The organism is Caballeronia sp. LZ003 (assembly GCF_031451465.1).
In the GTDB taxonomy this organism is placed as follows: domain Bacteria; phylum Pseudomonadota; class Gammaproteobacteria; order Burkholderiales; family Burkholderiaceae; genus Caballeronia.
On the sequence record NZ_JARUXJ010000253.1, the window covers coordinates 1 to 11,726 of the forward strand.

Below are 11,726 nucleotides of genomic sequence, written 5' to 3' on the forward strand. Positions count from 1 at the left end.
CGAACAATGCGTGCGTCTTCCGTCGGCTGGACAGAGTCGGACAGCACAATACTCATCCAGTGGTCGAACGCTATTACCGCGAACTCGTACGCTTTCTTTCACATCGCGTGAGGGATATCGACACGGCGGCGGACATCGCACAGGAAAGCTACGCGCGCGTGTTGGCGCTGCACGCGTCGGGCACATCGATCACCGACCCGCGTGGTCTGCTCTATCGTACCGCGCGTAATCTGGTTATCGACACGTTCCGGCGCGCTCAAGTGCGCACTCAGCATCTCAGCGAATTCGATGACGACGAACCCGCCGCGCACGCATCCATCCAACCCGAACACGCCTTCGAGTCGGCACAACGGACGAAGGTGCTAATTGCGGCGATCGAATCATTGCCGCCGCGTTGCCGCGAGGCGTTCGTGCTGCATCGCTTCGACGGATTGAGCCATTCGCAGATCGCCGAAAGCATGGGCATCTCGCGCAACATGGTCGAAAAACATATCATTCGTGGTGTGCTGGCTTGCCGGCGTGAACTGGCCGTCTGGGATGGCGAGGACTTCCCACCGCGCACGGCCGCCGATTGATCGCGTACGGATCCAACTCCACGATATCAGGTATCGGCCTCGTCATGCGTCTACTGCTTCATGCGCGATGACAACAGGACAATGAGACGACCCATCCAGCCTTCCGACGCATCGTCGGCCGAACGCGATATCGACGAGCAAGCCGCGACATGGTTCGTCAAACGCCGCGACGAACGCGATGCATTCGGCGACGCGGCCTTCGCAGAATGGCTCGCGCGGGACGAAGCGCATCGCGAAGCGTACGACGCAGTGGCCGATGCATGGCACGCGCTCGGCGACTTGCGCGGCGAGGACATCGCCCATCTAAAAAATGGCTATGCGTCGAGGGCCCTGGAATCGCCGGCCCGACGCGCGTTCGTTCCGCGTTTTGCCGTCGCGGGAACGGCGGTCGCGCTGGCGGCCGGCCCGCTCGGATGGCAGTTCTTGCGCGACGAATCACGCCGCACGCCGGCCTTCGCGCGGCGCTTCGACACGCGCCGCGGCGAGTTGCAGACCGTTGCGTTGCCCGACGGCAGCACGTTGCAACTCGATACCGACACGCATCTCGGCGCGCGTTTCTTTGAGGACCGCCACGAAGTCCACGTGACGCGCGGTCAGGTGATGTTCGCCGTGCAATCGGATGCGGACGTGCCGTTTCGTGTGTTCGCGCGAAGCGTATCGGTCACGGTCGTTGGCACGCGCTTCGCCTTGCGCTGCACGGATACCGGCCTTGAGCACGGCAACGTGCGCATCGACGTTGAGGAAGGACGCGTGCGTGTGGAAGCGATGGCAGCGAGCGGCGTCGAACTCGTCGCGGGCCAGAGCGTTTCCACCGATGCCGATGGCCGCCTCGGCCACGTTGCATCGATCTCGCCGGACGATGTCGGGGCGTGGCGCGAAGGCCGCGTCAGTTTTGACGACACGTCGCTCGCGCGCGCGTTGCAGGAGTTCGAACGCTATACGCCGATGCACGTCGTCGTCGACGATCCAACGGTCGCAGCGATGCATCTCACCGGCAGCTTCGACGTGCGACAGGCCACGAGCTTCATCCGTGCGTTGCCGCGCGTGCTGCCAGTGCGCGTGCGCAAATGCGGCAGCGGCGTCGAAATCGTGCGCGCGGGTTGAACGCATTTGTTCGCATTCGCCCACTAAAAAACATGAACGATCGATGTCAGGTTTAGCGGCTGCGCTGCGTCTTCTTCGGGAATGACCTTTATTTCATTACTCGCTGGAGAGGCCGTCGATGCTGCACCCTCGCTTTCCGTTGTCCGCCATGACCGCGGCCATCGTCTTCGCCATCGCATCGCTCGATGCGTCCGACGCCCGCGCGCAAACCGCCGCTGTCGCTACACCCGCATCGAACCTCGAGTTCTCGATTCCGGCTCAGCCGCTTGGCAGCGCCTTGAACGAACTGGCGCGCGAGGCGCATGTGCAAGTGCTGGTCGATCCGTCGCTGGTGGCGAATCGCACCGCGCCTGCGGTCACCGGCCGCATGTCGGTGAAGCAGGCGTTCGAGCGCATGCTTGATGGAAACCGTCTCGTCGCGGCTAGCGAAGGCGACACCGTCACCATCCGCGAAGCATCGGCGGCATCCACGGCAGCAGCCCACCGCGCCGAAACGGCGCTGCCCGCCGTGAGCGTGACCGCGAGCGGCGGCAACGTTCAGCCGCCGACCGAAAAGACCGGTTCCTACACGATCAACTCGACCACGGCGGGCAGCAAGATCGCGCTTGTGCTGAAGGAAACGCCGCAGTCGGTGTCCGTGCTCACACGCGCCGAGATGAACGACTTCCAGCTCAACAGCGTGAACGATGCATTGCGTCACGTAACCGGCGTGACCGTCGAACCGTACGATTCCTACGCGACCGATTTTATGTCGCGCGGCTTTCACATCACGAATCTACAGTTTGATGGCGTCGGCACGCCGTTGGAATACACATCGCAATACGGCGATATTGACATGTCGCTGTATGACCGCGTCGAAGTCTTGCGCGGCGCGGACGGGCTGAACGCAGAAACCGGCAATCCGTCCGCGACGGTCAACTTCGTTCGCAAACGCCCGACTTACGAGATTCAGGCGTCCGGCGACGTGTCGTACGGATCGTGGGACACGAAACGGATCGACGTCGATATCTCCGGGCCGCTGAACAAGGCGGGAACCATCGCGGGCCGTCTCGTCGCAGTGCATCAGGATGGCAATTCGTTCACCGACCGGCTGCAGCCGAGCAAGGATATCGTCTACGGCGTCGTTGATATCAACGTCACACCGAGCACGCTCCTGACCGTGGGCGGCAGCTACGAATACAACCAGTTGAAAGGCGCGAGCTGGGGCGGCCTGCCTTTGCTCGATGCATCGGGCAATCAGTTGAGTTACGGCGTGGGCACGAGCCTGGCACCGAAGTGGGCGTACTTCAACACGCAGGAACAGCGCGCGTTCGCGGAACTCACTCAGCAACTCGGGCAGCGCTGGACGTGGAAGACCACGGTCAACTACAACGACATCTACAACAATGCGAAATTCTTCTATCCGTACGGTTCGCTGAACTCCGACGGCTCGGGCGTCAATTCGTACACGTCGTCGTATGTGTCGTCAAACCGGCAACTGGTGCTCGATTCGAACGTGACGGGCAAACTTGATCTGTTCGGGCGGACGCACGATATCGTGGTCGGCGCGAATTTCTCGCGCTCGCAATTTACGAATCCGTCAGCGGAAGGCGACGGCGATGGCGTGCCCGTCGCCTACGCCGACCTGCTCGCGGGTAACTATCCGGAACCGGTCTTCGGAGACGCGACCTCGCACGTCAATTATCTCGATGTGCGCCGCTCGCTCTATGCGTCGTCGCGATGGACGCTGACAGACCGCGCGCATCTGCTCCTCGGCATCAACTACACACAGTCGGCCAGCAGCGGCAGTTCCAACGGCGCGGGATACAACCAGCAGTCGTCGGGATCGGCGCCGTATATCGGTCTCACGTACGACCTAACGAAGCAGATCACCGCGTACGCGAGCTTCACCAAGATCTTCAATCCGCAGACCGATCTCGACGCCAACAATCACTTGCTCGGTCCCGCTCGCGGGCGCAGCGGCGAAATGGGCATCAAGGGCGCATTCTTCGATAACCGTCTGAACACGTCTCTGACGGCTTATCACATTCGGCAATCAAATATTGCGACGCAAGCGGGCTTCAATCCAGACACGGCGAATTACTACTACACCGGCGGCGACGCAACGTCGCAAGGTGTCGAGGCCGAAGTGTCGGGGCAGATTACGCATGACTGGAACGTCAGCGCGGGCGCTACGATCCTGCGCGTCTACGACGACAACGGTCAGTCGACACAGCTCTTCGTGCCGCGCAAATCGGCGCATCTGACGACGACGTATCGCCTGCCCTTCTTCGATCACAGGCTCACGCTCGGCAGCAGCGTGCGCTGGCAGAGCGCGACGCGCTATGTCGAAGATGGCTTGGGCACAGCCGAGCAAGGCTCGTATGTCGATGTCGATTTCATGGCGCGCTACGACGTAAACCGGCACTTTACCATCACCGGCACATTGAACAATGCGCTCAACAGAAAATATTGGGCCACGACCGAATACAACTATGGAACATACGGCGCGCCGCTCAATGGTAGCGTCAATCTGACCTGGCGGTATTGAACTGACGAGGGCGCGCCGCCGCGCGCGTCCATCCGCCCCTTTGCAGCTGCCGGGAGTTTTCGATCATCTGCTTGAACGACGATTAAGTGCCGAAAGTCAGCCAATGGCTTGTGCCACCGACCAATTCGAATCCCAAGGAGCAGCGAATAGCATTTTAAGGATGCGAGCCAGGATCATTCTCGAAAAGGCGATTTCAAAAGCACGTGAGCGGTTGGCAAGCGTTACTTAAGCGTTGACGGGTCGGACGTACCGAAAGCGAGAACGAGGGTAAGGCAGGACAGCTACACCGAGCACAATGCTGCAATTCGGAGAACAAATGACGCATTGGCATCGGCAACGAGTCCATCGACGCTTCTCGACAATCGAAATCATCTGCTTCACCTGACGCTCAATGGCCGCAGTAGAGAGGTGGCCCCTAAAATCTGGACAGTCGGTTAGGCGGAATCGCTGGGTTCTGAAATAGGCATAATGCCTACAAAGGAAACCAGACGATGACGAAGAGAACCCGGCGCACGCACTCCGCGGCGTTCAAGGCGAAGGTGGCACTGGCAGCCGTACGCGGCGAGCGCACGCTGGCAGAATTGGCGCAGCAGTTTGAGGTTCATCCGAACTAGATCACAGAATGGAAGCGGCAGTTGCAAGAACGAGCGGCCGATGTGTTCGGCGCGGCGGCCGTGCCCGTCATTGAGCCGCCGGTGGATCTGAAGACGCTTCACGCAAAGATCGGCCAATTGGCGCTGGAGAATGATTTTTTGTCCTGCGCGCTCGGCAAGGCAGGCCTGCTGAGCGCAAAGAAATGATTGATCGTGCCCACCCCCTACCTGTTTCCCGGCAGGTCAAGCTGGTCCGCATCAGTCGATCCAGTGCGTACTACGCGCCGAGCCCGGTCGGTGCCACAGGTCTGGCGCTCATGCGCCGCATCGACGAGTTGCACCTTGAGCATCCGTTTGCTGGGGCGCGCATGTTGATGCGCCTGCTCAAGCGAGAGGGCATAGTGGTTGGACGTAAGCACGTCGGCACGGGAAGATCGAGCGCAGCAACCAGGTGTTCGCACTCACGACCTTCGTGCCTATGGTACAGAGCTTCGTCTATCTGACTGCTGTGATTGATTGGGCTAGCCGTCGTGTTTTAGCGCTCTGGGTTGCGATCACGATGGAAGCTGAGCATGCGGTGCAGCACTTGAAGAAGCATTCGCGAAATATGGATTGCCTGAGATCGTCAACACCGATCAAGGTAGCCAATTTACCAGTACAGTCTTCACCGACGCGGTCCTGTCGCGCGGGGTCGCTTTGTAGATGGATGGCAAGGGAAGCTGGCGGAACAACGTTTTTATCGAACGACTGTTGCGCAGCGTGAAGTACGAAGAGATATATTTGAAGGCCAATGAGTCCGTCGACCAGGCACGGCAGTCGATCGCTAACTACCTGACGTGGTACAACCAGCAAAGGCTTCATTCAAGTCTGTCGGACAAGACCCCGGATGAAGCTTACTTCGCGATGCTGCCCGCGATGAAAACGGCAGCGTGACCGCCCAGCGTTCCACTTAAAATCGAAAAAACTGTCCGACCGTACGGGGCCACCTCTCTCAACCGCGCATACGAGGGGCATTGCTCTTCGCCGACGTCGCGCTAATGGGCCTGGTGCCGATCAGTAGTCGAGCGTCGAATTCACCGCCCGAGTGGAGCACGCACACCGCCTTAGGACTACGTTCGTAGAAAGAAGGGAACTGGCCACGAAGCGGATCCCTCGGAAAATGCCATGTGCCTCGGATGTCGAGGCGAAGCACGTCGCCTTTGAGAAAACGCGTCGCGTGGGGCTGCAACGCAATATCGGCTGGAATGATCTCGCCGGCACGCAGCGGCTCAGCGAAACGATGGGTGTGGACGGGCTGTACCGGGGTGGAAAGACATTCATCGAGCTCACGATGCGCGGCGCGTTGCCATCCTTTGGAGACCATGTCAGCCGAGAAGCCGAATGAGCCTTCGAACTGCATTTGCACGCCATCGCGATACTTGCGCACGCCTGCAAAAACGAAAATATCGTCGGCGCCCAGCACTTCAAGGTGCAAACGCAGCGCCATGGGGCCGATCACATCAATATCCTCCGGCACTGTCCACACGAAATGTACCGCCCCTCGTCGGGTATCAAACGATACGGATGTCGCCTGCTCCTGCATCGATCCTTCGATCAATGTTCCACGGCCCGCGTCAAGTGCAAGCGTGCGCCACTGCAGATCGTCGGGCGGCCAGTGATCCTCGCCAACAACGGTGACCGGTTCCGGCCCATGATCGTAAATCGCCAGACGTACTGCAGGCTCGCGGTCCCAGCCATTGTCGAGGCCCTTGAGCGTGTGATCAAAAAACCGCAGCCGCGCGGCAGATGCCTCTTCGCTGTAAAAAGCACACCACTTGCCGTCGCGATGCGTGTAGAGCGATTTGAGAACCGAGCCGGCGCGTCGGAACACCTCGAACGAACCTTGTGTGTGAAGTGAGTGGTCCGAGAAGCTGCCGCAGACCAGAATCGGTACCTCGATGCGCTCAAGATTGGGAACCGTCGATTCGTACCATTCGTCTCGATCCGGACGATCGACGATCTCTTTTCGAAATCGGGTGCAAGTCGCCACTCCGCCCCGCTTGAGTCCCTTGTCCCAGACGATCGTGAAGCCGTCCTCGCGAACTCCACCGGGACGGGCAAAGTCGCGATACAGATCGCTGAACCCCTCCCAAGGGCAAATGGCCGCAAGATGCGGCGGGCGCATCGCTGCCACTTTGTATTGACTGATCGCGAGGTACGACACGCCATTGAGCGCCACGCGCCCGCAACACCACGTTTGCGCCCCGACCCATTCGATCACGTCGAAGTAGTCTAGGGCTTCCTGATCGGAGAACAGTTCACCGACGCCTTCTGCGGTGCCTCCGCCGCGCAAATCGACGTTCACCACCGCGTAGCCATGCGGCACCCAAAAGCCGGGGTCGGGCGCCTCCCAGCTCGTCCATTCGGAGATAGTAACCGGCTGCGGCTGAGGAAACAGCCGATACTGCAGGTCGATGGCGCGGCCGCTTCGACTATGCGCGGCAATCCTGTCCTTGCCATATGGATGAGCCGACATGATCACCGGCGCCGGCTCGCCGCTTGACGGGCGAAACACGTTGACGCGCAGGATCGTACCGTCACGAACCTTCACGGGAACATCCCAATCCGCGTGGATGCCCCCGGGTATCTCATATAAACGCACCTGAGGACGAAACGCGTTCTTTATCCGACGAAACGCCAACGTCAGCGGCCCCACACCCTGTCGTGCTCTATGCGTAGTCATCGTGCGGGCCACGTCCAGTAGAGTATTCGAACGCCAGTCGTGCCTTTCGCAACTGCCCGGCGAGCCACAAGTCTTCAAACTGCTCACCCCACAGCGCCTGCTGTACAAGCGTGACGCCACGACATTCCGCAATGAAATCCAGCACCGCAAAAAACCGCTGGTCCTCCACGATCGCGTTCCCGCAGCTTTGGGCCAGCGCGGTCAGCACCGCGAGTTCGACGCCGCTCGGCCGAATGGGTAAAGGTGGCGAGGCGGCTGGATCGGAAAGCGATGCACTGGCCGCACGACGCCAGAGCGTCACGCTGTCGTCAAGCTAAGGGACCGCGCGGGCGATCTCTTGGCCGAAAGGCCGCGGTTGGCTTGTGCCACGGGGCGTTCGCCTCAGGTAACTGCGAAATAGCCAATTTTACCCTAAGACCTTATCCCGATAATATACTCATATCGGGCTAAGACTATTGATAGATCGCAGTTATTAACAGCGCGCTTGATGTGCTGGGGATGGGATATGGCGTTGTGCAAGCCTCTCCGCCGGGGCATGGTTGTTGCAATTGGGTTGCCTATGCTCATTCCAAGCGATGTTGCCGTACAACATTCGCCCGCGCTTATGGCTTCTCACATCTTCGAAGAAATCTTCAACACTGCTCCTGTTGGCAGCTACTTACTCTCCCCCACAGCAGACGCGACCGTCCTTGCGGTCAACGACGCCTTCCTTCATGTCTCTTCCTTGCTTCGCGAAGAAATGGTGGGGCGGAGCCTTTTTGAGGTTTTTCGTCACAACGAAGCTGACGCAGAAGACACAGGCGTTGAAGCGTTGCGCCGATCAATCGCGCTCGCCGTTCAGACTGGTGAGACGCAAAGGATGCCGCTACAGCGCTTTCCCTTGTGGGTGACCGCCGAGGATGGATCGACGCGTTATGAAGAGCGGTTCTGGAGCGCCGTCAACACACCCATCTTCGACGCGGACGGCACAATGCTGTGCGTCTCTCATACGACGAACGATGTCACTGAATCTCATTTGACACGGCGGCAGCTCACCGCGAGCGAGCAACGGTACCGCACGCTCTTCGAGGCAATCAACCAGGGATTTTGTTTGATCGAGATATCGTTTGACGAAGCCGACGAGCCCGTCGACTACCGCTTTCTCACGGTCAATCCCGCGTTTGAGTTGCAGACCGGTCTTGCCGATGCGCAGGGTAAGTCGATATCTGAGTTGATCCCGGGCCGCGATCGGCACTTCTTCGACATTTATGGCGCAGTCGCCAGGAATGGCGAGCCCATTCATGCGCAGCGAGAGGCTTCCCAGCTCAGACGTTGGTTCGATATCTATGCCTTTTGCCCTGATGCGAGTGTCCCAAACCAAGTCGGTGTCTTGTTTTCCGATATCACCGAACAGCGCAGAAATGAAGAGCGTCTGCTCCAAAGCGAGCGCAGCGCGCGCGCCGCTGCGCGCGCCGCACTTGAAGCGACACGTCGCCTTGACGCCGTACTGGAGGCCGCACCAATCGGCATCGTTGTCAGCGACGAGCACGGTGCTATCGAGCGCGTGAACCGGTCGTTTGCCAAATTGTGGGGGGAGGAACATCCTCGTCCAGCAAAGATCGACGATTTCCAGATGTGGAAATCGCGTTGGGCTGACCATTCCGACAAGCATGGCCAATTGCTTAACGCCGCGGATTGGACATCGGCGCGTGTTTTGCAAGGCGCCGAAAACACGCGAGATCTCGTTTCGATCGAGAATTTTGAGGATCCGCCTGCCACTCGAACGCTGCTGAGCACCGGGGCGCCCATAAAAGACGACCACGGCAAAATCGTCGGCGCCGTGGTGGCGCAACTCGACATCACCGATCGCGTAGACGCAGAAAAGCAACTGCGGCGTGCGGACAAGCGCAAGGACGAGTTCTTGGCCATGCTATCGCATGAATTGCGCAATCCGCTCTCTCCGATCGCGAGCGCTGCCGAACTGATGAGAGTCGCGCCAAGCAATGCCCGCCGCGTAAGCAAGGCGTCCGAGATCATCTCGCGACAGGTCCGACACATGACCGGCCTCATCGATGACCTCCTGGATGTGTCACGGGTCACCCAAGGGCTGATTAAACTGAATCTGCAGGTCTTGGATACAAACCGCGTTGCGGCAGACGCGATAGAACAAGTCCGACCGCTGGTTGAGTTGAAAAGGCACCGTCTTACTTTCCATTCCGCATCTTCCGCAGCACTTGTTCGAGCGGACGAGAAACGGCTCACGCAGGTCTTTGCCAACCTGCTCAACAACGCCGCGAAGTACACACCCGACGGCGGCGCGATTGATTTCTCTGTCGCGGTACGGGGGAAGTTCGTTCGGATCACGGTTACGGACAATGGAATTGGCATGACGCCAGAGGTCGCTGCCCGCGCGTTCGACCTTTTCGCTCAGGCAGAGCGAAGCTCGGATCGTTCTCAAGGAGGTCTAGGCATTGGGCTCGCCCTTGTTAAAAGCCTCGTGCAACTCCACGACGGCACAGTCGCGCTTGCCAGCGACGGACCGGGACAAGGTACCAGGTTCATCGTCTGCCTGAAACATGTCGAGACGGCTTCGGAACAAATGGTCGAAAATTCGCCACCGACAACTGATTCGCCCTCGCTTAGCCGTCTACGCGTGCTGGTTGTGGACGATAACATTGACGCCGCCGAGACGCTCGCCATGTTGGTGGACTCGCTAGGCAACGAAGTGCGCGTGGCTCAAAGCGGCGCCGGCGCCCTGGCGGAAACCGAAAACTGGCACCCACATGTCTGCCTTCTAGATATCGGCTTGCCAGATATGGACGGCTATGAGCTTGCATCAAAGCTTAACCGCCGGCCGCAGACCGCCGACGCGGTGCTTATCGCCGTGACTGGATATGGACTTCCTCAGGACAAAGATAAAGCGCTGGCGGCCGGATTCGACCATCATTTTGTTAAACCGCTCGATGTGAATCGCTTGTTCACTCTCTTTGGTGCGATGGCTTCGCACCGAGCTAGCGAACCATGACGGCCTATAGCAATGCGCCCTACGCTTTAGCCCTACGCGATACGCCATACGCCTCGTTATTTAAGAAATGCTCGGCGCCTCGAAGTCAGCAGACAGTCTTGTCTCTGTGATCATCTTTTTGACGTTGGAGAAGATCGCGGCAAATTCCTTCCTGCACTCCAACACAGCAGGAAGCTTAGAACCGCCAGCGCCGGAAAGTCACCGACTTCATGTGTTTGACGTGAAGCGTTAATGCCTCAAACGCTACCGCTAGGCAACGCGCGGCGAGGAGGAAAAACTGTGTATGAGGGCGATCAAGGCGTCGATTGGTTGACCTTTTTGAAAATAGCCATCGAAGTCGCCCACTTCCGATCGGGCACGAACGAATGTCTCATCAAATGCGGTGTAGGCGATAATGATGACGTCACGGGCGGCCTGCGTGCGGCGCAGGATTGCTGCGGTAACAAATCCATCTTGCTGCGGCATAGAGATATCTAACAGTACAAGTTGTGGGCGCAGCATTGCGCATGAGGCGACTGCCGCCGGACCGCTGTACACCGGGTGCGCTTCGAGGCCCGCCGTGTCGAGCGCCGCCGCCACGCTGTCTGCGACCAACTCCTGGTCATCAACGACAACGGCCGTAAGAACGGCTCGATGGTCAAATGTTCGTGTCGACCATTGACCACGGGATCTACGTACCTGCCTCACCGTCTCCTCGTATTGCGGTTCGCCGTCCTTTCATGCTGTCCCCATACGTCGGGGAATTGCCTGGCATTGCCTTGTCGACCAGCTCAGGCAATCCCAGCAGCCGCATGCGTCATATCCTACATACTTATTCTAGCCCGACAAATCAACGGGCGTTGCGCCCCTATTTTTGTGAGGTCCGATACTGTCTCGTGTCTAGCGAAGCGTGGGAAACTGACCAATATTCTATGTATTTTGCACTCCGCCAGCGGGCGGCCTTCGCGGGAGCAAGGTCGTCTCGATCGTTGGTCATTGGCAAAAGACGGCTTGGCGAACCGGCCAAGCTTCGCTTCGCTAAGACAATCCGAGAGGCGCAACATGCTCGATTAGCGCGACTGGCGAAGGCGGCGAGTGCCCCTTTCGGCAAAAGGCATCGATTTCCACCTCCTTGTCGCGCGCGATCACCTCTGCCCCGGCGAGCGAGGTGTACGCAATGATCGGCGTCCGGGCGAACCGTGCGGAACCGCGCATGAAT

Annotated in this window: 8 protein-coding genes and 1 pseudogene; 5 read left to right on the plus strand and 4 right to left on the minus strand. The window is 59.2% G+C overall.

Features of this window, described 5'->3' with window-relative positions; all coding sequences use genetic code 11:
• From QCE79_RS38125 to QCE79_RS38140, 4 genes and pseudogenes are all read left to right on the plus strand, one after another.
• Window positions 1-575: sigma-70 family RNA polymerase sigma factor (locus tag QCE79_RS38125; RefSeq protein ID WP_309854059.1), on the plus strand; the 575-nt coding region annotated here is incomplete at its 5' end.
• Between the two features lie 81 nt (window positions 576-656).
• Window positions 657-1,679 carry a FecR domain-containing protein gene (locus QCE79_RS38130; RefSeq protein WP_309854062.1) on the plus strand — a complete coding sequence of 341 codons (1,023 nt, stop codon included), beginning with the start codon at window positions 657-659 and terminating at the stop codon, window positions 1,677-1,679.
• A gap of 118 nt (window positions 1,680-1,797) precedes the next feature.
• Window positions 1,798-4,209, plus strand: coding sequence for a TonB-dependent siderophore receptor (locus QCE79_RS38135; RefSeq protein WP_309854064.1), 2,412 nt, complete (start codon window positions 1,798-1,800; stop codon window positions 4,207-4,209).
• Window positions 4,210-4,700: 491 nt separating this feature from the next.
• Window positions 4,701-5,735, plus strand: a pseudogene (locus QCE79_RS38140) (integrase core domain-containing protein).
• A 58-nt stretch (window positions 5,736-5,793) separates the two neighbouring features.
• Here the strand turns inward: QCE79_RS38140 and QCE79_RS38145 are convergent.
• Together QCE79_RS38145 and QCE79_RS38150 are read right to left on the minus strand one after the other, a co-directional pair.
• Window positions 5,794-7,392 (minus strand): CocE/NonD family hydrolase, encoded by a 1,599-nt coding sequence (locus tag QCE79_RS38145; protein WP_309854067.1) that lies wholly within the window; start codon window positions 7,390-7,392, stop codon window positions 5,794-5,796.
• 118 nt (window positions 7,393-7,510) lie between these two features.
• Window positions 7,511-7,825 carry a hypothetical protein gene (locus tag QCE79_RS38150; RefSeq protein ID WP_309854070.1) on the minus strand — a complete coding sequence of 105 codons (315 nt, stop codon included), beginning with the start codon at window positions 7,823-7,825 and terminating at the stop codon, window positions 7,511-7,513.
• Between the two features lie 258 nt (window positions 7,826-8,083).
• On the opposite strand from QCE79_RS38150, the gene QCE79_RS38155 reads away from it, so the two are divergent.
• Window positions 8,084-10,528 (plus strand): ATP-binding protein, encoded by a 2,445-nt coding sequence (locus QCE79_RS38155; protein ID WP_309854073.1) that lies wholly within the window; start codon window positions 8,084-8,086, stop codon window positions 10,526-10,528.
• 249 nt (window positions 10,529-10,777) lie between these two features.
• Here the strand turns inward: QCE79_RS38155 and QCE79_RS38160 are convergent, their stop codons facing one another.
• Together QCE79_RS38160 and QCE79_RS38165 are read right to left on the minus strand one after the other, a co-directional pair.
• The gene (locus QCE79_RS38160) at window positions 10,778-11,215 is read right to left on the minus strand and encodes a response regulator (RefSeq protein WP_309854075.1); all 438 of its coding nucleotides are present in this window, start codon (window positions 11,213-11,215) and stop codon (window positions 10,778-10,780) included.
• Window positions 11,216-11,545: 330 nt separating this feature from the next.
• Window positions 11,546-11,726, minus strand: a 181-nt coding sequence (locus QCE79_RS38165; RefSeq protein ID WP_309854077.1) for a hypothetical protein, incomplete at its 5' end; no start/stop codon positions are given.